This window comes from Pseudomonas sp. LBUM1666, assembly GCF_059695775.1.
This window is the reverse complement of sequence record NZ_CP166789.1, coordinates 5,312,566-5,338,586: the sequence shown is the minus strand read 5'-3', so window position 1 is coordinate 5,338,586 and position 26,021 is coordinate 5,312,566. Positions and strand designations below refer to the sequence as shown.

The 26,021-nt window shown below is 59.0% G+C and carries 24 protein-coding genes; 6 read left to right on the top strand and 18 right to left on the bottom strand.

Features of this window, described 5'->3' with window-relative positions; genetic code table 11:
* Window positions 1-15 precede the first annotated feature (15 nt).
* A complete protein-coding gene (locus ACA056_RS24595; RefSeq protein ID WP_497268412.1) occupies window positions 16-1,284 on the top strand; it encodes an OprD family porin in 1,269 nt (422 codons plus the stop codon).
* Window positions 1,285-1,292: 8 nt separating this feature from the next.
* On the opposite strand, the gene ACA056_RS24590 is transcribed toward ACA056_RS24595, so the two are convergent.
* On the bottom strand, window positions 1,293-1,535 hold the full coding sequence (locus ACA056_RS24590; protein ID WP_497268410.1) for a DUF2790 domain-containing protein: 243 nt from the start codon (window positions 1,533-1,535) through the stop codon (window positions 1,293-1,295).
* A gap of 121 nt (window positions 1,536-1,656) precedes the next feature.
* Between ACA056_RS24590 and ACA056_RS24585 the strand changes: the two genes are divergently transcribed.
* From ACA056_RS24585 to ACA056_RS24575, 3 genes are all read left to right on the top strand, one after another.
* Complete coding sequence (locus tag ACA056_RS24585) at window positions 1,657-2,589, top strand: LysR family transcriptional regulator (protein ID WP_497268408.1); 933 nt, start codon at window positions 1,657-1,659, stop codon at window positions 2,587-2,589.
* Window positions 2,590-2,656: 67 nt separating this feature from the next.
* The gene (locus ACA056_RS24580; RefSeq protein ID WP_497268406.1) at window positions 2,657-3,346 is read left to right on the top strand and encodes an energy-coupling factor ABC transporter permease; all 690 of its coding nucleotides are present in this window, start codon (window positions 2,657-2,659) and stop codon (window positions 3,344-3,346) included.
* Between the two features lie 63 nt (window positions 3,347-3,409).
* The gene (locus tag ACA056_RS24575) at window positions 3,410-3,625 is read left to right on the top strand and encodes a hypothetical protein (RefSeq protein WP_497268404.1); all 216 of its coding nucleotides are present in this window, start codon (window positions 3,410-3,412) and stop codon (window positions 3,623-3,625) included.
* Between the two features lie 3 nt (window positions 3,626-3,628).
* On the opposite strand, the gene yacG is transcribed toward ACA056_RS24575, so the two are convergent.
* The 5 genes from yacG to pilB are packed head-to-tail and all read right to left on the bottom strand — an operon-like array spanning window position 3,629 to window position 8,240.
* Entirely contained in the window at window positions 3,629-3,829 is a 201-nt protein-coding gene (gene yacG, locus ACA056_RS24570) for a DNA gyrase inhibitor YacG (RefSeq protein ID WP_140681081.1), read from the bottom strand.
* Entirely contained in the window at window positions 3,826-4,449 is a 624-nt protein-coding gene (gene coaE / locus ACA056_RS24565) for a dephospho-CoA kinase (protein WP_282480270.1), read from the bottom strand. The genes yacG and coaE overlap by 4 nt, the downstream gene beginning before the upstream one ends.
* Complete coding sequence (locus ACA056_RS24560; RefSeq protein WP_497268401.1) at window positions 4,446-5,318, bottom strand: prepilin peptidase; 873 nt, start codon at window positions 5,316-5,318, stop codon at window positions 4,446-4,448. The genes coaE and ACA056_RS24560 overlap by 4 nt, the downstream gene beginning before the upstream one ends.
* Window position 5,319: 1 nt before the next feature.
* A complete protein-coding gene (locus tag ACA056_RS24555) occupies window positions 5,320-6,537 on the bottom strand; it encodes a type II secretion system F family protein (RefSeq protein ID WP_497268399.1) in 1,218 nt (405 codons plus the stop codon).
* A gap of 2 nt (window positions 6,538-6,539) precedes the next feature.
* Window positions 6,540-8,240, bottom strand: coding sequence for a type IV-A pilus assembly ATPase PilB (gene pilB / locus ACA056_RS24550; RefSeq protein ID WP_497268397.1), 1,701 nt, complete (start codon window positions 8,238-8,240; stop codon window positions 6,540-6,542).
* 225 nt (window positions 8,241-8,465) lie between these two features.
* Between pilB and ACA056_RS24545 the strand changes: the two genes are divergently transcribed.
* Window positions 8,466-8,882 (top strand): pilin, encoded by a 417-nt coding sequence (locus ACA056_RS24545; RefSeq protein WP_497268395.1) that lies wholly within the window; start codon window positions 8,466-8,468, stop codon window positions 8,880-8,882.
* A gap of 310 nt (window positions 8,883-9,192) precedes the next feature.
* Complete coding sequence (locus ACA056_RS24540) at window positions 9,193-9,552, top strand: BON domain-containing protein (RefSeq protein WP_497268393.1); 360 nt, start codon at window positions 9,193-9,195, stop codon at window positions 9,550-9,552.
* A gap of 297 nt (window positions 9,553-9,849) precedes the next feature.
* On the opposite strand, the gene ACA056_RS24535 is transcribed toward ACA056_RS24540, so the two are convergent.
* From ACA056_RS24535 to ACA056_RS24480, 12 genes are all read right to left on the bottom strand, one after another.
* A complete protein-coding gene (locus ACA056_RS24535; RefSeq protein WP_497268391.1) occupies window positions 9,850-10,146 on the bottom strand; it encodes a DUF2845 domain-containing protein in 297 nt (98 codons plus the stop codon).
* Window positions 10,146-13,097, bottom strand: coding sequence for a DUF748 domain-containing protein (locus ACA056_RS24530; RefSeq protein WP_497268389.1), 2,952 nt, complete (start codon window positions 13,095-13,097; stop codon window positions 10,146-10,148). The genes ACA056_RS24535 and ACA056_RS24530 overlap by 1 nt, the downstream gene beginning before the upstream one ends.
* 93 nt (window positions 13,098-13,190) lie before the next feature.
* Window positions 13,191-14,207, bottom strand: coding sequence for a class I SAM-dependent rRNA methyltransferase (locus ACA056_RS24525; protein ID WP_497268387.1), 1,017 nt, complete (start codon window positions 14,205-14,207; stop codon window positions 13,191-13,193).
* 188 nt (window positions 14,208-14,395) lie between these two features.
* The gene (locus tag ACA056_RS24520; protein WP_497268385.1) at window positions 14,396-15,268 is read right to left on the bottom strand and encodes an oxygenase MpaB family protein; all 873 of its coding nucleotides are present in this window, start codon (window positions 15,266-15,268) and stop codon (window positions 14,396-14,398) included.
* Between the two features lie 66 nt (window positions 15,269-15,334).
* A complete protein-coding gene (gene acs / locus ACA056_RS24515) occupies window positions 15,335-17,272 on the bottom strand; it encodes an acetate--CoA ligase (protein ID WP_497268383.1) in 1,938 nt (645 codons plus the stop codon).
* A gap of 195 nt (window positions 17,273-17,467) precedes the next feature.
* The gene (gene pgi, locus ACA056_RS24510) at window positions 17,468-19,132 is read right to left on the bottom strand and encodes a glucose-6-phosphate isomerase (protein ID WP_497268381.1); all 1,665 of its coding nucleotides are present in this window, start codon (window positions 19,130-19,132) and stop codon (window positions 17,468-17,470) included.
* A 229-nt stretch (window positions 19,133-19,361) separates the two neighbouring features.
* Window positions 19,362-19,742 (bottom strand): aspartate 1-decarboxylase, encoded by a 381-nt coding sequence (gene panD / locus ACA056_RS24505; protein ID WP_003228271.1) that lies wholly within the window; start codon window positions 19,740-19,742, stop codon window positions 19,362-19,364.
* 199 nt (window positions 19,743-19,941) lie between these two features.
* Window positions 19,942-20,802, bottom strand: coding sequence for a pantoate--beta-alanine ligase (gene panC / locus ACA056_RS24500; RefSeq protein WP_497268378.1), 861 nt, complete (start codon window positions 20,800-20,802; stop codon window positions 19,942-19,944).
* Window positions 20,799-21,599, bottom strand: coding sequence for a 3-methyl-2-oxobutanoate hydroxymethyltransferase (gene panB / locus ACA056_RS24495; protein ID WP_497268376.1), 801 nt, complete (start codon window positions 21,597-21,599; stop codon window positions 20,799-20,801). Before panB ends, panC begins: the two co-directional genes overlap by 4 nt.
* Before the next feature lie 367 nt (window positions 21,600-21,966).
* Window positions 21,967-22,452 carry a 2-amino-4-hydroxy-6-hydroxymethyldihydropteridine diphosphokinase gene (folK, locus tag ACA056_RS24490; RefSeq protein ID WP_497268374.1) on the bottom strand — a complete coding sequence of 162 codons (486 nt, stop codon included), beginning with the start codon at window positions 22,450-22,452 and terminating at the stop codon, window positions 21,967-21,969.
* Between the two features lie 3 nt (window positions 22,453-22,455).
* Window positions 22,456-23,856 (bottom strand): polynucleotide adenylyltransferase PcnB, encoded by a 1,401-nt coding sequence (locus ACA056_RS24485; protein WP_008153304.1) that lies wholly within the window; start codon window positions 23,854-23,856, stop codon window positions 22,456-22,458.
* Window positions 23,857-24,565: 709 nt separating this feature from the next.
* Window positions 24,566-26,002, bottom strand: a complete 1,437-nt coding sequence (locus ACA056_RS24480) for a sigma-54-dependent transcriptional regulator (protein WP_415771446.1) — start codon at window positions 26,000-26,002, stop codon at window positions 24,566-24,568.
* Between the last annotated feature and the right edge of the window lie 19 nt (window positions 26,003-26,021).

The following is a 26,021-nucleotide window of genomic DNA, read 5'->3' as shown; positions in this document are numbered from 1 at the left end:
ATAAGAGAAAAAACGATGAAGCAGATTCTTCCAACAACCGGTTCAGTGTTGTCCATGGCTGTCGTCTCGAGTTTCTCCGCCGGTGCGATGGCGGCCGAGGGCGGGTTCATCGAAGACACCACAGCCACCTTGCAAGCACGCAATTACTATTTCAGCCGGGACTTTTCCGACATCGTCGGGGCCAACCAACAATCGAAGGCCGAAGAGTGGGCGCAGGGCTTCATTCTCAACGTCAAATCCGGCTATACCCAGGGCCCCGTCGGTTTTGGTGTGGATGTCATTGGCCTGCTCGGCCTCAAACTCGACAGCAGCCCGGACCGGGTCAATACCGGTTTGCTGCCGGTGCAGGATGACGGGCGCGCGGCAAATGATTACAGCCGACTGGAAGGCGCGTTGAAGGTGCGTTTCTCCAAAACCGAACTGAAGGTGGGTGAGTTGCAACCTAACCTGCCGGTGCTGGCCTTCAGCGATATCCGTTTGCTGCCGCCCAGCTATCAGGGTGCGAGCATCAGTTCAAACGAGGTCAATGGCCTGACTGTGCAGGGCGGCCACTTGAGTTCGACCAGCCTGCGCAACGAGGCCGGCGACGAAAAGATGCAAGCCATGCTCGGTCATGTGCCGCAGCGTCAGGTCAGCAGTGATGGCTTCAACTTTGCCGGCGCCGATTACGCTTTCAACGATAAACGCAGCTCGGTCAGCGCCTGGTTCGGGCAACTGGAAGATATCTACAACCAGCGTTTTCTCGGCCTCAAGCACAGCGAGCCACTAGGTAACTGGATCCTGGGCGCGAACCTTGGTTATTACGATTCGCGCGAAGACGGCAAAAAGCTGCTGGGTAACATCGACAACCAGGCGTTCTTCTCCTTGCTGTCAGCCAAGCGTGGCGGCCACACATTCTATGTCGGCTATCAGGGCATGTTCGGCGACAGCGCCTTCCCGCGAGTGTTTGCCAACATCAGCCCACTGGGTAACGAGGTGCCGACCTACGAGTTCGCCTACACCGACGAGCGCTCCTGGCAGGCGCGTTACGACTACGATTTTGCGGCCCTCGGCGTGCCGGGGCTGACCAGCACCGTGCGATACATCACCGGCAACAATGTCGATACCGGCAAGGGGTTTGAAGGCAAGGACCGCGAACGCGATCTGGACATCGGCTATGTACTGCAGAGCGGCAATCTCAAAGGCCTCGGGATCCGTGTGCGCAATGCGATGGCTCGCTCCAACTACCGCAGTGATATCGACGAAAACCGCCTGATCCTCAGTTACACATGGACGCTGCTATGAGGCGTAGATCACAGGCTGCTCAGGCAGTTACCCATCACCTGATACGTCACGCGATGAGTCTGGCCCTGATGATCGATGTAAACCATGGTTGCAGGCACAACGTCGCAGGCGGTTGCGGTGTCGGTCACTGAAACCACTTCGGCGATGTCCAGCGGCTGTGCCGGGTTGTACGAGGTAGCGGCGGGTTCGTTGCCGGCGGCCATGGCCGAGGTGGCGACTACGGTCAGAAACAGGCTGATCAGGGTTTTCATCTTTCCGTGCTCCGTGTTGATTCCGATACCTGAATTCTAGTCTTTGCCTGCGACCGATAAAGGGGCCAGCGCCTGATGCAGCCTTACATGAAACGTAACAGTCACCGCCCGTGGAGGGCTTATGGATCTGCTCAATAACTTGCGGGTGTTCGTCCGCGTGGTGGACTGCGCAAGTTTTACCGCCGCCGCCGATGCGCTGGACCTGTCGACCGCGCAAGTGTCGCGGCTGGTGGCCGATCTGGAGCAGCATGTGCAAGCACGCTTGCTGCAACGCACCACGCGGCGATTGAGCCTGACCGAGGCCGGTGAACGCTTTTTGGTGCGCAGTCGGCAAATACTTGAAGAAATGGAGGTGGCAACGGCAGAGGCCCGCGGCGCCCATCTCACGCCGAGTGGACGGTTGCGGGTCCACAGCATGAATGGCCTGGGTGTGCTGATCACGCCATTGATCGCTCGTTACAGTGAGCTTTACCCCGATGTGGTGTTCGAGCTGACGCTGTCGCAGCGCAACCCCGATCCGCTGGAGGAAGGGCACGATGTGGTGATTTCGATTGCCCATGAACTGGCCGATTCGCAATTGGTCGCCCACTCCATCGGACAGATTTACAGCGTGCCCTGCGCCTCCCCGCAATACCTGCAACGGCATGGCGTGCCGCACACACCGATGGAGCTGAACGATCATCGGTGCCTGCGCATGCTCGACCCGTTGTACAGCGATGAATGGGTGTTCCGGGACGAAGAGGGCGAGCATGCCGTCAGCCCGGCCAGGACCTTTCAATGCAACGTCGCCGAGTCGATGGTCAAGGCGTCGGAATCCGGCATGGGGATCAGCCTGATTCCGTTCTATACCGCGACGCGCCCCTTGAGCGATGGCACCTTGTTGCGCTTGCTGCCGGCCTGGCGCCCTCGTGAGCGCAACGTGTATGCGTTGTACCCGTCGCGGCGTTTTCTCGATGCCAAGGTCAGGACCTGGGTGGACTTTCTCAAGGACGAATTACCCAAGCTATTCGCTGAACACGAGACGGTAATGAACGATCCACGGCATTGGGCCTGAGCGCTCGAGGGGCGGTGTAGACTGAGGACCTGTTCTCTTTCGGCAAGACAAAGGAGTGTGGCCAGCCATGATCGGTGCCGAGTTACTGTCACCTGAAACCCTCACGGCGGGGTGGTTGATTTATGTGCCGGTGCTGATCTGGGCCGTTGCGCGAGCACCGTGGGTCGAACTGTTCAGCGACAGTCGCCGCCAGCATCTGTTGTTCGGCACGGTGTTCGCGCTGTTCATGCTCTGGCTGGTGCGACGGGATTTCGATACCGGCGTGTCTTATCACTTCATCGGTATGACGGCCGTGACCTTACTGCTGGATTGGCCACTGGCGATCGTCGGCGCGCTGGTGGCGCAATTCGGCCTGGTGCTGCTCGGGCGGCAGGATCTGGCAGCGATGGGGGTCAACGGTGCGCTGCTGATTTTGCTGCCGGTGTTGGTCACCGAATGCTGCGCGATCCTGGTGGAGCGAAAGCAGCCGCGTAATCCCTTTGTGTATATCTTCGTTTCCGGTTTCTTCGCCGCGGCGCTGTCGGCGTTGCTGTGTCTACTGCTGGCGCTATGGCTGTTGTGGTTCAACGAACGTTTCGAGATGCCGTATTGGCTGGAAGATTTCGCTGGTTATCTGTGGCTGCTGATTTTCCCGGAAGCCTTTATCAACGGAATGATTGTCAGCGCGCTGGTGGTGTTCAGTCCGGAATGGCTGGAGACGTTCAATCGCACGCGCTACCTTTCGGCACCCTGGAAAGACGACGATCCCAAATCTTGATCCACATCAAAGGCAAAAACCGCTCACGAATCCATGCTCTGGAAAACCTTCAGGAGCATCGAAATGAGTGTCTACGAATGGGCAAGGCAGGAGTTGCGTCAAAGTCTGGATGGGGCGCAGGAAGTGGGGTTTGATCCGGGGTTGAGCCTGCGTGCCTTGCTCAGTGCAGTGGTGCAACAGAGCAAGGCAGTGCGCAGCGCCGAAGACCTGGCCGATGAGTTGCGTTTTCTTGCGGAAAACCTCGATGACAGCCAGAACTACGGTTTTATGCGGCCTTGAAGATCAGTGACGCGGCTCGAAGTCTTCGCTGAACAGGTCGTCTTCGGCATCCGGACTGACCGGAATCTTGTGTTCTTCCGACGCCCAGGCGCCCAGGTCAATCAACTTGCAACGATCGGAACAGAATGGCCGGAATTTGTTTTCCGGGCTCCATTCAACAGGGGCGCCGCAGGTTGGGCAATCGACGGTTGGGGTTTGGCTCATGACTGGCCTCCACGCAAAGTAAGGTAAAAGTGATGCAGGCGTTCGACCTCGCTGTGCAGCCAGGCGAGGTCGCGGTCGTTGACCACCACATCGTCGGCGTGGCTCACGCGGTCCTGTCGGCTGGACTGGGCCTTGAGGATCGCCTGGACCTGTTGCTCGCTGGTCTGGTCACGCTGCAGGGTGCGCTCGATCTGTAGTTGTTCCGGGGCATCGATCACCAGAACCCGTTGGGTCATGGCGTACTGCCCGGACTCGATCAGCAGCGGCGAAACCAGAATCGCGTAGGGCGATTGTGCCTTGGCCAGATGGTCGGCGATTTCCTTGGCGATCAGCGGATGCAGTAGCGCTTCGAGCCAGCGGCGTTCCTCTGGCACTTCGAAGATCAGTTTGCGCAACGCCGCGCGATCCAGCTGCCCGTCGGCTTGCAATACGCCGGGGCCGAAGTGTTCGGCGATTTTGGCCAGCGCCGGGCGCCCCGGTTCTACCACCCAACGCGCCGCATGATCAGCATCCACTACGTGCACGCCCAGATCAATGAAGTGCTGGGCAGCCGCGCTTTTGCCGCTGCCGATGCCGCCGGTCAAGCCGAGAATCCAGGGTTTTTCCACAGGGGTATTCATTTCAAACCGACAAACTGCCAATAGAAGTCGGTTATTTGACCACCCCAGAGCAAGGCAATCCAGCCGGCAATTGCCAGAAAGGGTCCGAAGGGGATCGGCGTGGAGGTTTTCGCGTTGCGCAAACGCAGCAAAATCACGCCGACAACGGCGCCCACCATCGACGATAACAGGATGGTCAGTGGCAGGATCTGCCAGCCACCCCAGGCGCCGAACATCGCTAACAACTTGAAATCACCGTGGCCCATGCCGTCCTTGCCGGTGATCAGCTTGAACAGCCAGAACACTGACCACAGCGCCATATAGCCGGCCACCGCGCCCCACAACGCTTCATGCAAGGACACGAAAAGTCCGAAGCTGTTGACGATCAGCCCCAGCCATACCAGCGGCAGCACCAGCACATCCGGCAGCAGTTGGTGCTCGGCGTCGATCAGGCTCATCGTCAGCAACCCCCAGCTCAGGAGCAGCGCCATGCAGGCCTGCCAGCCGAAACCGAAATGCCAGGCGATGAACGCCGAGAGCAGACCGCAGGCCAGTTCGGTCAGCGGGTAGCGTTTGCTGATGGCTGCCGTGCAGTTCGAGCATCGACCCCGTAAGAGCAGATAACTGAGCACCGGAATGTTTTCCCAGGCACGGATTCGATGGCCGCAATGTGGGCACTGGGAATGGGGCAGCATCAGGTTGAAGGTCGGCAGTGGTGTTTCACCTGACAAGCCCAACACTTCACGAGCCTCCTCACGCCATTCGCGGTCAAGCATTTTTGGCAGGCGCCAGACCACCACGTTGAGAAAGCTGCCAATCAGCAGGCCGACCAACATGGCTGCGATTACGAAGGCCAACGGGTGGAGGGTCAGAATGTCGTTCAAGGGCATGTCAGATCGCTGTGCCGAGTTGGAAGATGGGCAGGTACATCGCAACCACCAGGCCACCGACGATAACACCCAGCACCACCATGATGAACGGCTCCATCAGGCTGGTGAGGTTATCGACCATGTTGTCCACTTCGTCCTCATAGAAGCTCGCGACCTTGTCGAGCATATCGTCCAGCGCACCGGACTCTTCGCCAATCGCGGTCATCTGGATCGCCATATTCGGAAAGATACCGGAGGCACGCATGGAGAAGTTCAGTTGCATGCCAGTGGATACATCCTGCTTGATGCGCAGCACCGCACGCTTGAACACGATGTTGCCGGTGGCTCCGGCCACCGAATCCAGGGCTTCCACCAGTGGCACACCCGCCGCAAAGGTAGTCGACAGCGTGCGGGCGTAACGGGCTACGGCGGACTTGTACATCAGCGTGCCAATCAACGGCAGCTTCAGCAGCCAGGTGTCCATTCGGTCCCGAAAGGCTTGCGACGTTTTAAAGGCGTGGCGCACGCCGAAGATGGCCGCGATCAGCACGCCGAGCATCGCCCACCACCAGTCCTGCATGAATTCCGACAGGCCGATGACCATCACAGTGAAGGCTGGCAATTCGGCGCCAAACCCTTTGAATACCGATTCGAACTGCGGCACCACTTTGACCAGCAGAATCCCGGTCACAATGATCGCGACGAACACCACCGCCAGCGGGTAGGTCATGGCTTTCTTGATCTTGGCCTTGAGGCTTTCGCTCTTTTCCTTATAGGTCGCCACTCTCTCCAGCAGGGTATCGAGGGCACCGGCCTGCTCGCCGGCATCCACCAGGTTGCAGTAGAGCTCATCGAAATACTGAGGCTTTTTGCGCAGGGAAGCGGCGAAGCTGTTACCCGCTGCGACTTCCTGTTTCACCTCGTCTACCAGTGTGCGCATGGCCGGGTTATCGAAGCCTTCACCGATGATGTCGAAAGACTGCAACAGCGGTACGCCGGCCTTCATCATGGTCGCCATCTGCCGAGTGAACAGAGCGATGTCCTGGGCCTTGATGCGCTTGCCCAGGTTGAAAATCGAGGTGGACTTCTTGCGCACCTTGCCTGGGTTGATGCCCTGCTTGCGCAATTGGGCCTTGATCAACGCCGGATTCTGACCGCTCAACTCGCCCGTCATTTTGGTGCCTTTGCGGTCTGTGCCTTCCCAGGCGTAGACGCTGATTTTTGCTGCTTTGACCGCCATATTCAGTCCTTGGTGACCCGGTTGATTTCTTCAAGGCTGGTGATGCCTTGCATGGCCTTGAGCAAGCCCGACGTCCGCAAGTCGTTGAAGCCGTCTTTACGCATCTGACTGTCGATTTCCAGTGAATTGCCTTCGGCCATGATCAGCCGTTGCAGGTCCTGTGTGTTCTTCACCACTTCATAAATCCCGACTCGGCCTTTGTAACCGCCGTTGCACTGATCGCAACCGACCGGTTCATAGATCGTGAATGAGCCGATGCGTTCCTCGGGGAAGCCTTCCCTGAGCAGCGCCTCCCGGGGAATCTCGATGGGTTTCTTGCAATGGCTGCACAACTTGCGTGCCAGGCGCTGGGCAATGATCAGGCTGATCGAGGTGGCAATGTTGAAACCCGGAATGCCCATGTTGTGCAGGCGTGTCAGGGTTTCGGCGGCGCTGTTGGTGTGCAGGGTCGACAGCACCAGGTGACCGGTCTGGGCGGCTTTAATGGCGATTTCGGCGGTTTCGAGGTCGCGGATCTCGCCGACCATGATCACGTCCGGGTCCTGACGCAGAAACGAGCGCAGCGCTTGGGCGAAGTCCATTCCCTGCTTGGGATTGACGTTGACCTGGTTGATGCCTTCCATGTTGATCTCCACCGGGTCTTCGGCGGTGGAGATGTTGATGTCCACGGTGTTGAGAATGTTCAGCCCGGTGTAGAGCGACACAGTCTTGCCCGAGCCGGTGGGCCCGGTCACCAGAATCATCCCCTGTGGCTGCTTGAGGGCGGCCATGTACAGTTCTTTCTGGTCGGGCTCATAGCCGAGGGCGTCGATGCCCATTTGAGCGCTGGACGGGTCGAGGATCCGGATCACCACTTTCTCGCCCCATAGGGTCGGCAGGGTATTGACCCGAAAGTCGATGGATTTGCTCTTGGACAGGCGCATCTTGATCCGCCCGTCCTGGGGCCGGCGCCGTTCGGAGATGTCGAGGCTGGCCATGACTTTCAGCCGCGCGGCGATGCGATTGGCCAGTTGAATCGGTGGTTTGGCGACTTCACGCAAAATACCGTCGGTACGCATCCGCACACGGTAGGTTTTTTCATAGGGCTCGAAATGCAGGTCGGAAGAGCCGCTTTTGATCGCGTCCAGCAACATCTTGTGAACGAAGCGCACCACGGGCGCGTCATCAACATCCTGGCCGGCGATGGCGTCCTGCTTGTTGTCATCGATCGACTCGATGTCCACGCCATCGAGGTCAACGTCGGCCATGTCTTCCAGGCCGGTACCTTGGGTATCGAAGAATTTTTCGATGGCGTCGCTGAGCTTGTCTTCCTCCACCAGGATGGCTTCGGTATTCAGCCCGGTGCTGAACTGGATGTCATTGATGGCTTGATGATTGGTCGGATCGGAAACGCCCACGAACAACTTGTTGCCGCGCCGCCAGAGGGGCAGGGCGTGGTGCTGACGGACCAGTTTCTCGCTGACCAGCCCTTTGGGTTGTGTTTCCTTGTCCAGGCAACTGAGATCAAGCAGCGTCATGCCGAAATGTTCCGAGGCAATCTCGGCGATCTGCCGGCTCTTCACCAGTTTGTTCTGCACCAGATAACTGACCAGGGAGATTTTGTTGCGTTGGGCTTGCTGATACGCCTGTTGCGCGCTTTTGTCAGTGAGCAGCTCGGCCAGGACCAATTGCTTGGCCAGACCGCTAAGGGCGATGTCATTCATTGGGATACCGGACGCAGACAGTTCATGACTTATAGCCTAGTCAAGCGGAGGAACCTAACCAGGGGCACTCAGGTGACAAAAAGTGTCAGATAGTGCGGATTCTGGGGGTGGGAAAGGGCGCTGGACTCGCCTCGCGTCCCGCCAGTAGGGGGGGCGGCGCTTGGCATGAGCTGTGCTGCGGCTAGTTCAGATCATGAGATTTCGACTCATGCATGGAGCTTGTCTATGAATACTCAAAAAGGTTTTACCCTGATCGAGCTGCTGATCGTGGTGGCGATCATCGGGATTCTGGCGACGTTTGCGTTGCCGCAGTACTCCAAGTATCAGGCCCGGGCCAAAGTGACGGCCGGTATTGCCGAGGCGTCCGCGCTTAAAATTCCCTATGAGGATGTGATCAACGCCGGGTCCGCTGATCCCACCATCGATAACGTCAATGACAAAGTGGCCACGACTCAGAACTGCACCCTGGCAGTAACGGGTAAAGTGGCTGAAGGAACTGGGACGATTACTTGCAAGCTGCTCAATGCGCCTGCACCAGTGCTGAACCAGACCATCACGCTGACCCGCAGCGCGACGGCGGGCTGGACTTGCGCCTCCTCCGCGCCGAAAGAGTTCTCGCCTAACGGGTGCCCGGGCGTCTGACTGATCTTTTGCTGAATCATTTACCCCGCCTCTTGGCGGGGTATTTTTTGTTCTGCATTTGATCGTTATCACGCAAGCGAAAAAATCCCAACAATTCATGGCCTTAGGCCTGCGGTAAAACCCGCAACTTGCATGTCGATAATTTCGAAGTCATGCATTTTGCATGATTCCGAAAATCAGGTGTTTTTTTAAGTTATTGATTTATATGTATTTGTTGGCTGTCTCAAACTTGGCACAACGTTCGCAATATCTCCAGTAACCCTGCTGACAAGACACGCAGCAGACTTTATGAAAAACAGGAGTTACTCGTATGAAGAAGTTCGCTATCGCTGCCGCAACTGCTACCGCGCTGACCCTGACCCTGACCATGGCCAACGCTGCATTTGCCCAAACCCAGGCTACCCAGGCACCCATGGTTCTGGCCGCGGGTGAAGTGACCGAAGCTAAAGAAGCTACTTCCGATACCTGGATCACTACCAAAGTCAAAGCAGACCTGGTGACTGAAAAAGGCATTCCTGGTACCGACATCAAAGTCGAAACCAACAAAGGCGTAGTGTCCCTGTCATCCACCGTTGCGGTGACTGACGCTCAGAAAGCCACCGCCGTGGCGATCGCCAAGAAAATCAAAGGCGTCCAGGCGGTCTCCGCTGACGGCCTGAAAGCCGAGTAAGGCAAGACTTCTCGCCTGGACTGGGAGAAGGCGCGGCGGGCGGGCCGAGCAATACGTCAGCCGCTTCTGGAGAGTTCATGCGAAAGGCCATAAGGATGTGGCCATTACAGGCCCCGGCATTCGTGTCGGGGCCTGTTCTATTTGTGAGCGACGTAAAACCAAATGTGGGAGCGAGCTTGCTCCGGGCGGCGTTCCGACGATGAGGCCATAACATTCAACATCTAAGTTGACTGTTACACCGCTATCGTCGGAACGCCGCCCGGAGCAAGCTCGCTCCCACATTGGTTTGTTGTGTACTTAATTGCCGCGCTTGCTGGTGATCTGCTTCAAACGATTACCTTCAAAACGCAGGTACTGATACATCCCGCCGTTGGGCCCGTAGGTCCATTCCTCGACTTGAAACTCTTCCCGTCGGTTGGCGCTGCGCTTGTAGCCCAACAGATCGCGGCTGACCGGTTCACCACATTTCTGCAGCACTTCGCTGGACCTGTCCCCGACACTGACCAATTGACTGCCGCAGCGCAGGGTATCGGCTGCCGAGGCCTGACTGGCGGCCACCGCCAGAGCCAGGCTCATCAGCCATTTCGCGCCCATCACTCGGCGTCCAGATGCAGCGGCGTAACCACTCGACCGTCACTTTCCGCTTCACCGAGGCTAGCGTCGATGAAGTACACGCGGTCATCGGCCAACTGACCCTTGTCGACCAGATAGTCCTTGATGCTGCTGGCACGTTCCTGACCCAACTCACGCAACAGCACGTCGCTGGAACTCCAGAACTTGATCACGCCTTCGCGCATTTTTACCGTGCGTTCTTCCTTGCCCAGATCCTTCCATTCGGCGGGCGGCTGCGTTTTCAGGCGCGTGCGGTAGATCCCTTCCAGCAGCGGACCTTTCTCGTTATCCGGTACTTCCAGCAATGAAGCCTTGGCCGGCACCTTGTCCCCGCGACGCTGGAGCATTTTGTAGTAGTTGTACTGGTATTCCCGCTCCAGACGTTGCTCGGCGATCAGCGGGCCATCGCTGCTGGCGGCCGCCGTGCCTTCGATTTCCAGGCGCAGGGCCGGACGTTCCTTGAGGGCCTGGGACAGTTTGACCAACGAACCCTCGGCCTCCTTGCTCAGGTCGCTTGAACCCGGCGCAAACGACACAGTGCCCAAATCTTCCGAACCACCGCCACTGACCAGCCCGCCAATCATTTTGAACGGCGCGGCGGCGGCCTTCACGATCAGGTTGCGCAGGGTCTGCCAGACAATCGGCATGATGCTGAACTGCGGATTGTTCAGGTCGCCGGTCACCGGCAGTTCAATGGAAATTTTGCCGTCGACGTCCTTGAGCAGCGCAATGGCCAGTTTCAGCGGCAGGCTCACGGCGTCCGGGCTGTCGACTTTCTCACCCAGTTGCAGCTGCTCGACCACCACTTTGTTTTCGGCCTTGAGCTGGCCCTTGGTGATCAGGTAATGCAGGTCGAGATTGAGCCGGCCCTTGCGGATGCGGTAACCGGCGAACTTGCCGGAGTAGGGTGTGAGCGTGGTCAGTTCAACACGTTTGAAACTGGTGGCGATGTCGAGGCTGGCCATCGGGTCGAACGGGTTGACCGAGCCCTTGATGGTGACCGGTGCATAGCGGTCGACTTTGCCTTTGATATCGACGCTGGCCGGTTTCGCCTGACGGCTGTCGATGGTGCCAATTTGCCCATTGAGCTGTTGAACGGCCGTGGCGAAATTTGGGGTCAGGCTGAAGTCGGCGAAGTTGGCCGAGCCGTCATTGATGGCAATGCCGCCAATGTGGATGCCCAGCGGTTTTTCCTTGCTGGCAGGTTTGGCTGCAGCCGTTTTGGCGCCTGAGTCGGGCGGTTGTGGAATCAGCAGGTCGTCGATGTTGGTGGTGCGGTCATCGTTGATCATGAAGCGCGCATAAGGCTGAAACAGGTTGACCTTGTCGATCGACAGGCTGTCGCCGTGCTGATAGTTCAGGCCTTCGAGCACCAACTGCTGCCACTTGAGGAAGTCGCGGGTTTTGAGGGTGTCGAGGGTATGCAGTTGATCGACTTGAGCTTTGCCTGTGACGTTGAACGCCAGCGGCTCGGTGCTTTTCAGATCGACCGCCAGATCGCTGCCGAGCATGCCGCTGCGCAGTTCCAGGCGAATGAACGGGTTGATGTAGGACTGGGCAACACGCAGGTCGATGTCCTTGGTCTGTACTTTTAACTTGGCGCTGACCGGGGCGAGATTGACGACACCGTCTGCCGTGATCTTGCCTTGCTTGCCCACGCCCGTATCGAGCTTGAGGTTAAAAGGCGAGCCATTGAGGCTGTCGAAATTCTGCAGGTCCAGGTTCAGCGGGCCGACATCCAACGCCACGGCGGGTTGCGCCTTGCGGTCAGCCAGATGCACCTGGTAATCGCGCAGTTGCACGTCTTTGAGCAGCACCTGCCATGGCTTGCTCGGTGGCGCCGGGTCGGGTTTCGGTGAATCGGCGGCTGCCGGGGTGCTGGCCGGTTCGGCGTTGGCTTTGGCAGCCGGTTTGGACGGTTGGCTGGCGAACAATTTCTGCCAATCGAGTTGTCCGTCGGCTTCGAGGGCGGCCCAGGTTTCCAGCTTCTGGCTGCGGATCTTGCCGACGACCACTTGCTGCTTGGCCAGGTCGACGGTGGTTTCGCTGATGTCCAGACGCTCGAGTTTCGCCAGCGGTCGACCGTCTGGTGCTTTGATCGCGAACGGAGCGATGCTGACGGCGACGTTGCTCAACAGCAGTTCGGTTTCCTTGGACAGGTTAAGTTTGTAGTCGGTGCTGAGGCTCATTACGCCGTCTTCGAGCACCAGTGGCACCGAATCACGCACATAGGGCCAAAAGGATTTCATCTTGCCATCGGTGATTTTCAGCTTACCTTCGGAGGCGATCGGGATCAGGCTGAAATTTCCGGTCCAGTCAAGCTTCCCACCTCCCGGGCCAACGGCCACCAAGGTCATATCGGCACTGTCTTCTGGCAGGGTGCTGAGGTTCTTCAACTCGAAATCGAGTTTGTCGTAGAGGAATTCAATGGGCTCGCTGGGCCGCGCATCCTGGAAGTGCACAAAACCACTGGCGAGTTTGATCCGCTCGATGCGCAACGGGAACGGCTTGGCGTTCGGGTCGGCCGGGGTCGGTTCACTGGCGGGGATTTTGAACAGGCCAAGCAGATTGAGCTTACCGTCCTTGCCGAAGAGGATTTCGGTCTTGGGTTTGTCGATTTCGATATCGGACAGGTGCAGCGCCTTGGTCCAGAGGCTGTCGATCTGCAGGTTGGCGTACAGGCGCTCGAAGCCGACCTGCTCCTTGCCCGGCTCGCCGATGATCAGGCCCCACAGGGTCACTTCAAGGCTGAACGGGTTGAGTTCGATACGCTGGATCGTCGCGGGCGTCGTCGCGTAACTGGCCAATTGTTGATTGGCCACCCGTAACGCGATACCCGGCAAAATCAGAAACCCCAGCAGGCTGTAGAGGGCTAGAGCGGTCAACAGAGCGCCAATAGCGCGAATCAATCCTTTGGGCATGTGCGGCTTCATCTGTCTGAATCGGAGTGCGTTGGAGTATGGCACGCGATTCCGGTTCCGAAGTGATCATGCTTTATAGGATTTATCTGATTATTTGGATGAATCTCAGAGCTGCAGAATCAGCGTTTTCAGCGGCGGCTGCTCATCCATTGACGGAAAATCGCCGCCCGGTTTCATCACTGTCCACTCGCGCACCGGCCGGCCGGCTTTCTCTGCACAACGCAAAACTTGCTCGCGCCAGTCGTCCATGCTGACTTTTGCCAGGTTGTTGCAGCAGATCAGCACGCCATTGTCGGCGGTGGTCAGCAGTGCCGGCTTCAGCAGGCTCTGATAGTCGCGCAGCAGGTCAACGGTGCCAAAAGCGCTCTTGGCCCAGGCGGGCGGATCCAGCAGCACCAGGTCGTACTGACGCTGTTCCAGACGCTGATAGCTCGGCAGTTTTTGCCCACGGCGCTGGCTGATCGGCAGGCCGGCCAATTGGCGGATGGCCGGGAAATAGTCGGACTGGACGAAGTCCATGGTTGGCAACTGCGGATTGAGCAGGCCATTCTCACGGCCGACGGCCAGGTTGCCCTCAGCAAAGTCGAGGTTGCAGACTTCGCTTGCGCCACCGGCCGCAGCACTCAGGCCGACGCCACAGGTGTAGGCGAACAGGTTCAGCACACTTTTGTTTTTGCTGTGCTGCTTGACCCAGCCGCGCGTGTTGCGCAGGTCGAGGAACAGCAGCGGATCCTGGCCGGCGTGGCGGCCGCGAACCCGGTAATTCAAGCCCCATTCGTGACCGACCAAGTCTTGCAGGGCGGCCTCGTCGGCGCGGTAGACGGTGTCTTCACGGTCGATGCGCGAGTTGCCACGGGAGCGATCGTTGTAGACCAGCAGCGTTTCGAGGCCCAGGTGCTGATTGATGGTGTCGTGCAGTTGCAGCAGCGCATCTCGTTCCAGCGACTGGTGAAAGCTTTGCACCAGCAATTGCGGGCCGTAGCGGTCGATCGTCAGGCCGCCGGCGCCTTCCTGGCTGCCGTGGAACAGGCGATAGCAATCGGTGCCTTGCTGATGCAGCTCGGCCAGCAGGTCCTGACGACGATCGAGGGCGGCGCGCAGCGCCTGATTCAAGGAAGACATGCTGGGCGCCTTGCAGGAGGGAATTTGGCGCGGGAGTTTAACAGCTTGGCAGGGGGCCGAGGTGCTCTGTGGCGAGGGGGCTTGCCCCCGTTGGGCTGCGAAGCGGCCCCAAAATCTAGAGTGCTGCCGAAATCTGGCCAGTGCTGCGCACTGGAACGGGGGCAAGCCCCCTCGCCACAAGGTTATCGTTAGCTCAGCAACCCCATCCGTCGTTTGGCCCGGTGCACCGAGCCGTTACGCACCGCCCAGCGCAGCATTGGCACGCTGCGATTGACGCTGGCGCGGATCAGCTTGCGTTGCAGCGGGCTCTGGCTGACGCCAAGCATGTCACTGGCCCAGTCCGGCAGCAGGTCAATCCCGGCCTGCATCATCAAACTGCCGAAAGGCTTGGCCAAACGGCTGGGGGACGGGGCGTTCAACAACAGTCGTAATACCTCTCGACTGCGCTCATCGCACAGCAGCTGTGGACGAATGCGCTCAAGGTAATCAGCAATTTCCTGCCGCGAACGCGGCACGCCACGGGCGCCGAGCCGTTCGGCAACCAACGCGATTTCCGCGTAGTAACGGTCCTGATCAGCCAGGGACAGGTTCGGATTGCGGTAACGCAAATGGGCCGCGAGGAAGTTGCTGACCTCGGCCACGTGCACCCAGGTCAGTAGGTCAGGATCGCTGGCGGCGTAGGGCCGGCCATCCGGTGCCGTGCCGGTCACTTGCAGGTGGATGGTGCGCACTTTCTCGATCAGCCAGTCGGCGTCCTTTCGCGAACCGAAGGTGGTGCCGGAAATGAACTGCCCGGTGCGGCGCAGTCGACCGAGCATGTCTTCGCGGAAATTCGAATGGTCCCAGACCCCGGCCAGGGCCAGTGGATGCAAAGCTTGCAGCATCAGGGCGCTGATGCCGCCGATCAGCATGCTGCTGAAGTCGCCATGCACTTGCCAGCTCACCGAATCGGGGCCGAACAGGCCGGGATCACCCTTGGGGTTTTCCAGGTCGAGCTTGCCCAGAGACAGACCGGTCAGGCTCATGATCTGGGTTTCGATGCGGGTTCGAATGAATTCCATGGAGGCTCAGTGGCGAAAAAAAGGCGCGGCCGTGATGGGCCGCGCCGGGAAGTTTAAAGCATGAGCTTACTGATTCAGGCGTTTATCGACCAACTCCTGGACCACGCTCGGGTCAGCCAGTGTCGACGTATCGCCCAGGCTGTCCAGTTCGTTGCAGGCGATCTTGCGCAGAATGCGCCGCATGATCTTGCCCGAACGGGTTTTCGGCAAGGCCGGCGCCCACTGGATCAGGTCCGGTTTGGCGAAGCTGCCGATTTCCTCGCTGACGTGAGCGAGCAGTGCTTTTTTCAGTTCGTCATTGGGCTCGGTGCCGTTCATGGGGGTGACGAAGGCGTAGATGCCCTGACCCTTGATGTCGTGGGGGTAACCGACCACCGCTGCTTCGGCGATGCTGTCGTGCAGCACGAGCGCGCTTTCCACTTCCGCGGTGCCGATGCGGTGTCCGGAGACGTTGATCACGTCGTCGATGCGCCCGGTGATCCAGTAATCACCATCCTCATCGCGCCGGGCACCGTCGCCGGTGAAGTAGTAACCGGGGTAGGGCTTGAAGTAGGTGTCGACCATTCGTTGCGGGTCGCCGTAGACGCTGCGGATCTGCGCCGGCCAGCTGGATTTGATCGCTAGCACGCCGCTGCCGGCGCCTTTGATTTCCTTACCCACTTCATCGAGCAACACCGGTTGCACGCCGAACATCGGTTGCGTGGCGCAACCGGGTTTGATCCTTTGAGCGCTGACCAACGGGCTGAGCATGATGCCGCCGGTTTCGGTCTGCCACCAGGTATCGACGATCGGACAACGTTGTTCGCCGACAGCATTGAAGTACCACTCCCACGCTTCCGGGTTGATGGGCTCACCGACACTGCCGAGTAATCTGAGGCTCGCGCGGGAAGTTTCCTTCAACGGTTCGGGGCCTTCACGCATCAGGGAGCGCAGGGCGGTCGGGGCGGTATAGAAAATGTTCACATGGTGCTTGTCGATCACCTGCCAGAAGCGCGAGCTGCTCGGATAGCTCGGCACGCCTTCGAAGATCAGCGTGGTCGCGCCGTTGGCCAGCGGACCGTAGACGATGTAGCTGTGACCGGTGACCCAGCCGACATCGGCGGTGCACCAGAAGACTTCGTCGTCGCGGTAGTCGAGCACGTACTTGAAGGTCATCGCCGCTTGCAGCAGATAGCCGCCGGTGGTGTGCAGCACGCCTTTGGGTTTGCCGGTGCTGCCAGAGGTGTAGAGGATAAACAGCGGGTCTTCGGCGCCCATCGGCTCAGGCGGGCAATCGTCGCTGACGTCACGCAGCGCCTGGTGATACCAGATGTCCCGGCCCTCGACCCAGTCCACTTCACCCTGAGTGCGCTCGACCACGATGACGGTGCTAACGTTCGGGCAACTTTGCAGCGCCTTGTCGACCTTCTGCTTGAGCGGCACGAATTTGCCACCGCGCACGCCTTCATCGGCGGTGATCACGGTGCGGCAGTCGGCATCGAGAATCCGGTCCCGCACAGAGTCCGGAGAGAAACCACCGAATACCACCGAATGCACCGCACCAATGCGCGTGCAGGCGAGCATGGCGTAGGCGGCTTCGGGGATCATCGGCATGTAGATGCACACGCGGTCGCCTTTCTTCACACCACGGCTTTTGAGCACGTTGGCCAGGCGACAGACGTTGTGATGAAGTTTTTTGTAGGTGATCTGCGCGGATTCGGCAGGGTCGTCGCCTTCCCAAATGATCGCGATTTGATCACCGCGCTTTTCCAGGTGGCGGTCAATGCAGTTGTAACTGACATTTAACTTTCCGCCGGCGAACCAACTCGCCTCACCGGTTTTCAGGTTATAGCGCTGGACGGTATCCCACGGCGTACTCCAGTCGAGAAAGCGTGTGGCCTGTTCGGCCCAGAATTCACTGGGGTGTTCGATGGATTGGCGATAGAGGCGCTTATAGTCGTCTTGACTCAGATTTGCAGCCCGGCGGACGGCATCGGCTTGGGGGAACGTGCTGATATCGAACATGACGGTTCCTTATTCTTGTTTTTGCGACAAGTAATAAAGATGCGCCGAGTAGCGAAAGGGTTCAAGCCAGAGGACAAAACCAATGTGGGAGCGAGCTTGCTCGCGATGGCGGCATAACATTCAACAGAGATGTTGACTGTCAGTCCGCTATCGCGAGCAAGCTCGCTCCCACAGGGGTAGCAGGATGGCGTCAGATCACCCGCGGTGACGACCGCGGAAGTAGTTGATCAGGCCTTGGGTCGAAGCATCGTCAGCCGGGGTTTCTTCGCTGCCGACCAGGCGGTTGTAGACGCCTTTGCCCAGCTCTTTGCCCAGCTCCACGCCCCACTGGTCGAAGGCGTTGATGCCCCAGATCACGCTTTGCACGAAGACTTTGTGTTCGTACATCGCCACCAATGCGCCGAGACGACGCGGGCTGATGCGCTCAACCACCAAGGTGTTGCTCGGACGGTTGCCCGGGATCACCTTTTGCGGTGCGATTTTGTGCACGTCTTCTTCGCTCATGCCCTTGTCGCGTAACTCGGCTTCGGCCTCGGCAAGGGTCTTGCCCAGCATCAGCGCCTGGCTTTGCGACAGGCAGTTGGCGTACAGCCACTGGTGGTGGTCAGACACCGGGTTGAAGCTGACGATCGGCACGATGAAGTCGGCCGGGATCAGTTGTGTGCCCTGGTGCAGCAACTGGTGGTAAGCGTGCTGACCGTTGCAGCCGACGCCGCCCCAGATCACCGGGCCCGTGTCGGTGGACACTGGAGTGCCGTCCTGGCGCACGCTCTTGCCGTTGGATTCCATGTCCAGCTGTTGCAAGTGCTTGGTGATGTTGCGCAGGTAGTGGTCGTACGGCAGGATCGCGTGGCTCTGTGCACCCCAGAAGTTGCCGTACCAGACGCCGAGCAACGCCAGCAACACCGGCATGTTCTGGTCGAAGGGCGCGCTCTGGAAATGCTGGTCCATGGTGTAGGCACCGGACAGCAGTTCCTTGAAGTTCGACATGCCGATGGCCAGCGCGATTGGCAAACCGATGGCCGACCACAGCGAGTAACGGCCGCCCACCCAGTCCCACATCGGGAAGATGTTTTCTTCGCGGATCCCGAATGCCACCGCCGCTGCATTGTTGCTGGAGACGGCGATGAAGTGACGGTACAGCTCGGCTTCCGAACCACCCTGAGCCAGGTACCAGGCACGTGCGGCCTGGGCATTCTTCAGGGTTTCGAGGGTGTTGAAGGATTTCGACGAAACGATGAACAGCGTGGTTTCGGCACGCAGTTTCATGGTCAGTTCGTGGAACTCACTGCCGTCGATGTTCGCCAGGTAATGGCAGCGCACACCCTTCTGGGCGTAGGACAGCAGCGCTTCGGAAACCAGCTCCGGGCCGAGGAACGAGCCACCGATGCCGATGTTCACCACGTCAGTGATCGGCTTCTCGGAGTAGCCGCGCCACAAACCGTCGTGGATACGGCCCACGAGGTCGGTGATCTGGTTCAGGACCTTGTGCACTTCCGGCATCACGTTGACGCCGTTGACCTTCAGCTTGTCGCCGACCGGACGGCGTAGCGCGGTGTGCAGGGCGGGGCGGCCTTCGGAGGAGTTGACGATTTCGCCTTCGAACAGCGCTTTGATCGCGCCCTGGAGGTCGACTTCGTTGGCCAGGTCCACCAGCAGATCGCGGGTCTGGGCGTTGATCAGGTTTTTCGAGTAATCGAGAAACAGGCCGCAGCTGCTGAGGGTGAATTGGGTAAAGCGCTGCGGATCGGCATTAAAGGCTTCGCGCATGCTGAAATCTTGCATGGCTTGGCGGTGATCATTCAACGCTTGCCAGGCGGGCAGAGCGGTAACGTCTTGAGGGGTGCGGTAATACGCCATCGCTGCGGGTTTCCTTTTTACTTGAACGGCCTTTTGAACACTAAAAATACCGGAGCGCTGTGGGTGGGCGTCCGGTTAACTGCGTCGACACGATTTCATGACACAGGGCGAATACAGTAAACCTCGCGCTGCGATCTGTCTTGACTTTGTCTGACCCGTTCCCGGTACTTTTTTATACATCGAGCAGGGAACGGTCCGACAAACGGAAGGGGGAGGGGATAAGACCGGATCAGGCGACCTGAACCGGAATGGCATTGCTGGTGTGGCTCAATTCATTACCCGGCGCCATGTAGAGCATGCGTGGCTTGAAGTTGAGCAGCTCGGCTTCGCTGTAGTGGGCGTATGCGCAGATGATCACGCGGTCACCCACCTTGGCCTTGTGTGCGGCTGCACCGTTGACCGAGATCATGCGCGAGCCTTCTTCGCCACGAATCGCGTAGGTGGTGAAGCGTTCACCATTGTCGACGTTGTAGATCTGGATCTGTTCGTACTCACGGATGCCGGACAGGTCCAGCCATTCGCCGTCGATGGCGCAAGAACCTTCGTAATCGAGTACAGCGTGGGTGACTTCGGCGCGATGCAGCTTGGCCTTGAGCATGATGGCGTGCATGAGTGTTTTCCCAGGTCGAAATCGAACGGCGGGCATTGTGCCCAAAGGCTTGAGGGCCAGCAATACGGCGTGTGGAGTCACCGCTGAACCCCTGTGGGAGCAAGCTTGCTCGCGATGAGGGAGGGACATTCAACATATGTGTTGGCTGACAGTCCGCCATCGCGAGCAAGCTCGCTCCCACAGGGGAATTACGGTGCTTTTAGGCAGTAGCGTCGAGGTTCAGATGCAGGTTATCGATCAACCGCGTAGTGCCCAGGAACGCCGCCACCAGAATCACCAGATCCCGATCTTCCGGGGTTGCCGGACGCAAGGTCTGGGCATGACGAATCTCCAGGTAATCAGGACGCAAACCCGCCGCTTCAAGCTGCTTGATCTGCGCAGCGATCAATGCCGGGAAATCCCGTTCGCCCTGTTTGATCGTGTCGGCAATCTGGCTCAAACCGCGATACACAACCGGCGCAACGGCCCGCTGTTCTTCGCTGAGGAAACCATTTCGCGACGACAGCGCCAGGCCATCGGCTGCACGTACCGTCGGTTCGCCGATGATCTGGATCGGCATGTTCAGGTCATGCACCAGGGCGCGGATCACCGCCAGTTGCTGGAAGTCTTTCTGGCCGAAGATCGCCAGATCCGGCTGGACCATGTTGAACAGCTTGGTGACCACCGTCGCCACACCCTCGAAATGCCCGGGACGGCTGGCGCCGCAGAGGCCTTCGGAGAGTTGCGGAACGCTGACGCGGGTCTGGCCGACCATGCCGTCGGGATACATTTCTTCAACGGTTGGCGCGAACAGCAAGTGGCAACCGGCCTGGAGCAGTTTCTCCTGATCGGCTGCGAGGGTGCGTGGGTACTTGTCGAGGTCTTCGCCGGCGCCGAACTGCAGCGGGTTGACGAAAATGCTCGCGACCACGAAATCCACCCGTTGGGTGGCTTTGGTCACCAGTGCCACATGACCGCTGTGCAGGTTGCCCATGGTCGGCACGAAGCCGATGCGCTTGCCTTCACTGCGGGCACGGGCCACGGCGGCCCGCAATTCGCGTACGGTTTTTACGGTGTTCATGCAGAGAATCCGTGTTCGATACCAGGGAAAGTCGCCGCTTTGACTTCAGTGACGTACGCACCAAGCGCCGCTTGAATATTTTGTTGCCCGGTCATGAAGTTCTTCACGAACTTCGGCACACGGCCAGTGATCGACAGGCCGAGCATGTCGTACAGAACCAGTACCTGGCCGTCGGTGCCACTGCCGGCGCCAATGCCGATCACCGGAATACCCACCGCCTGGGTGATTTCCTGGGCCAGTTCACTCGGTACGCATTCGAGCAACAGCATGGCTGCACCAGCCTGTTCCAGAGCGATCGCATCGGCGCGCATCTGGCGTGCCTGGTTCTCGCTACGGCCCTGGACTTTGTAACCGCCGAGGATATTCACCGATTGCGGTGTCAGCCCCATGTGCGCGCACACCGGGATACCGCGCTCGGCCAGCAGACGGATCGAGTCCGCCAGCCACAGCGCACCTTCAACCTTGACCATGTGCGCACCCGCCTGCATCAACAGGGCACTGTTGGTCATGGCTTGTTCGGTGGTGGCGTAGGCCATGAAGGGCAGGTCGGCGAGGATCAACGCATCGGTGTTACCGCGTTTGACGGACGCCACGTGGTAAGCCATTTCAGCGGTGGTGACCGGCAGGGTGCTGTCGTGACCTTGCAAAACCATGCCAAGGGAGTCGCCCACCAGCAGCACTTCGATGCCAGCCTCATTGCAGGCGTGGGCGAAGGTCGCGTCATAGCAGGTCAGCATGGTGATCTTTTCACCTTTTTGCTTGAGACCTTGCAGAGTGGTCAGGGTGATGGCTGGCATGAAAAGTTCCTCATTCAGGCGCTGTGGAAACTACTGCGAGTAACGCGCGTGATTCTTCGTTAAATACAGGCGCACGGTCTGTTGTCGTGCTTTTAAGGCCTGGATTGCGCCCTTCAACGCCGTGTTGGCGGCAGCGGGACGCCTATAGTCGTGAGGAGAACTCGGGAAGTCAATTGCGTGTGTTACCGCATTGTTACGCGTGGGGTGTTACCGGGGTAACTGATGCGATTCAGCAACTGCAATCTTGTGTCCGATACAAAAAAACCTGTGGGAGCGAGCCTGCTCGCGATTGCGGTGGATCAGTCGGCATCAATGCTGAATGACACACCGCAATCGCGAGCAGGCTCGCTCCCACAGGGGATTTTTGTCAATTTTGGGGGAGTCGTTCGAGGCCGACGAACGGGCAGGCAGTGAGCAATTCGCTAAGCGCGCGGCCATCAGCCAGACGTAAATCCGCAGGCGCCAGTTCGGCCAGTGGATAGAGAACGAAAGCTCGTTCCTGCATATGGTAGTGAGGCACCTTGAGGCGAGGTTCATCGATCAGCCGATTACCGAACAGTACGATGTCGAGATCCAGCGTACGCGGCCCCCAACGTTCAAGGCGCTCACGGCCCTGTCCGTTCTCGATGGCTTGCAGCGCATCAAGCAGCTCCAGCGGCGGGAGCGTGCTGTCGAGGGCGGCAACCGCGTTGGTGTAACGTGGTTGGCCGGGCAGCAGCGAGTCGCTCTGATAAAACCCGGAAACCCCGATCAGTTCGGTCTGCGGCAACTGCGCCAGCGCCTCGACGGCGCTGCGCAATTGTTCGGCGGGGTCAGCCAGATTGCTGCCCATGCCGATGTAGATGCGTTCCATGGGTTACTCGCCCGTGGCGCTCGGTGCGCCGGCGGTGCGTTTGCGCTTGGCACCACCGCTGCGGCGACGCTTGCGTGGAGCGCCGGTTCCGTCATCCTTGCCGCTGAGGTCGCGGATCATGTCGCGACGTTCGCTGTCGTTGGCGTCCTGATAATCCGTCCACCATTCGCCCAGGCCATCAGTCTGCTCGCCAGCGCTTTCGCGCAGCAGCAGGAAGTCGTAACCGGCGCGGAACCGTGGGTTGTCCAGCAACAGGTCGGCGCGCTTGCCGCTGCGGCGTGGCAGACGCTCTTGCATGTCCCAGATCTCGCGGATCGGCATGGTAAAGCGTTTCGGAATCGCGATGCGCTGGCACTGTTCGGCAATCAACTCGTGAGCCGCTTCCTGCATGGCTGGAATTGGCGGCATCCCACGCTCTTGCAGGCGCAATACACGAGCCGGCAGGGCAGGCCAAAGCAGGGCGGCGAACAGGAACGCCGGAGTCACCGGTTTGTTCTGTTTGATCCGCAGATCGGTGTTGATCAACGCTTCGCTGATCAGCGTGTGGGTATAGGTCGGGTTGTATTCCAGGGCCTCGGCACTGGCCGGGAACAGCGGATCGAACAGTTGCAGGTCGACCAGCATCTCGAAGGTGTCCGCGGCATGGCCGGAGAGGAACAGCTTGAGCACTTCTTCGAACAGGCGGGCCGATGGGATCTCGCGCAGCATCGGCGCCAGTTCACGGATTGGCGCTGCGCTGTGTTTTTCGATGCCGAAATTCAACTTGGCGGCGAAGCGCACGGCTCGCAGCATCCGTACCGGATCTTCCTGGTAGCGCTGCTTCGGGTCGCCGATCAGGCGGATCAGGTGATTGCGGATATCGTGTACGCCGTTGGCGTAATCGAGGATGCGCTCGCTGACCGGATCGTAATACAAGGCGTTGATGGTGAAGTCGCGGCGTTGTGCGTCTTCTTCCAGCGTGCCATAGACGTTATCGCGCAGGATGCGCCCGCTCTCGTTGCGCGAGGACTGGTTGCTGTCTTCCTCTTCATCGTTTTGCGGGTGATTGGCGCGGAAAGTCGCGACTTCAATGATTTCGCGGCCAAAGTGGATGTGCACCAGCTTGAAGCGACGACCGATGATCCGCGCGTTGCGGAATTCGGCTCGCACCTGTTCAGGCGTGGCACTGGTGGCGACGTCGAAATCTTTCGGCGTGATGCCGAGTAGCATGTCACGCACGCAGCCGCCGACCAGGTATGCCTGGTAACCGGCGTTCTGCAGGCGTTCGACGATGTTCACCGCGTAGCGACTGAATTGGGCCTTTTGCAGCGAATGTTGACCGCTGTTGAGCACTTCAGGCGTACTGCGAATGTGTTGCGTATGACGCTTGGGAGAACGGAATGACTGGAACAGCTTCTTCAGCATGGGATGCACTGTTTGAAGGAATGTTCGGCCAAAACGAAGAATGACCGCATGATGGGCGGGGATTCTAGCATTTAGTCGGGGGATGGTGTAGGAAGCTGCGCAAGCGCTTGAAGGGGGGGCGATTGGCGTGTCTAAACGCCAGAAACTACAAGGGGAGCCGAAGCTCCCCAAGAAAGTAGTTGCATGCTCTATTTTTATTTTTGATTCGGGCTTTTTGTTTTTGTTAAGTGCCCTCGCCATGAAGTTTTTCCTTCATGACCCTCCCAATCGGGAGCCAAGAGCAAACGGATTGCTTTGGTCGCTGTGTTGCAGTGATCTTGCGATCCAACCAGTTCAGGCTCTGTCTTGTGACAGTTTTTGTTGTTCTCGGCCTGGTCGTGGGGCAAGCCCCAAATACAACGCCTCTCCAAAAGAATCAGTTAGCTGCGCCTCTCGCCGTCTTGTTTTTATTGTGCGTGAGTCGATACGTCTTATTTTTATTGTCTTGTGCAATGCTTGTTATTGTTCTTGTACCAAACATATAGCAGGGTGCGTGCCAACTTTTGCGAGGCCCAGCAAAACAAGGGGTTTTGCCGGCTGGTGCGGTTTTCAGAGGCCAAAAAAAACCGGGGCTTCGTTACCGTAAGCCCCGGCTTCTGTTACGTGAAAAAGCTGAGGTAACAGTTTTTTCACAAGGTCACGTGTTACCCGCGCATCAGACAGGCACGGTTCAGCTCTCGCTGGCCACTCCGGTCTTGCGCCGCGGAATGCCCAGGCGCTGACGGCGTTCCCACAGGCATTTGCGACTGACACCGAGTTTGCGCGCCAACTCGGTTTCGGTCATGTGGTCCTGATGCTCGAGAACGAAGTGCTGGAAGTAGTCTTCCAGTGACAGGTCTTCGGTCGGCTCATGGCTATTGTTACCGGCGGCGCTGCCCTGTTGTGGGGGCAGGCCAATGAAATCGTCATCGTCCAGATCGCTCAGTTCGATGTCGATACCCAGCAGTTCGGCGGAAATCTCCGGGCTCTCGCACAGGATGACCGCACGTTCTACTGCGTTTTCCAGCTCTCGAACGTTACCCGGCCAGGAGTAATGACGAATCGCCTGCTCGGCATCCGGGGCGAACTTCAGATCGGTGCGGTTGACCCGCGCGCTCTGCCGCGCCAGGAACGCGGTGGCAATTTCGTTGACGTCCGCGCCGCGTTCGCGCAGGGCCGGCAGTTTCAGGGCGATCACGTGAAGGCGGTAATACAAGTCTTCACGGAACTGGCCGATCTTCGCCAGGCTCTTGAGGTCCCTGTGAGTCGCGGCGATCAGGCGCACATCGACTTTCTGTGACTGCACCGAACCCACACGACGAATTTCACCTTCCTGCAGCACGCGCAGCAGGCGGGCCTGGGCTTCCAGTGGCAGTTCGCCGATTTCGTCGAGGAACAAGGTGCCGCCGTCGGCCGCTTCTACCAGACCGGCACGCCCGGCGCTGGCGCCAGTGAACGCGCCTTTTTCGTGGCCGAACAGTTCGGACTCGATCAGGCTTTCTGGAATGGCTGCGCAGTTCACCGAAATCATCGGCGCCTTGGCGCGTTTGGACAGGTTGTGCAGGGCGCGCGCCACCAGTTCTTTACCGGTGCCGGATTCACCCTGGATCAGGACATTGGAGTCGGTTGGCGCGACTTTGCGGATCTTGCTGTAAAGATCCTGCATAGGCGGGCAGGAGCCGATGATGCCGATCTCGCCGTTGTTGTTGCTGGCGCCCGGTTTCGCGGCGCCATTACCGGCTTTACCGGCGACCGGCTCACCGCTGGCTTGCACAGCTTGACGGTCACGCAGGATTCGCGCGACGGCTTGCAGCATTTCATCGTGATCGAAAGGCTTGGCGATGTAATCCACCGCACCCATCTTCATCGAGTCGACCGCCGAACGCAGGCTCGCGTAGCTGGTCATGATCAGCACCGGAGTGCCCTGGCCAAGTTTGATCAACTCGGTGCCCGGCGCGCCAGGCAGACGCAGGTCGCTGACGATCAGGTCGAACGTGGGAATGGTGAAGCGTTCTTGTGCTTCCTGCACTGAACCGGCTTCGCTGACCTGGTACTGGTTACGTTCCAGCAGGCGGCGCAAGGCGGAGCGGATAATTGTTTCGTCTTCGACGATCAAAATGTGCGGCATTGATTCGATACTCTCGACG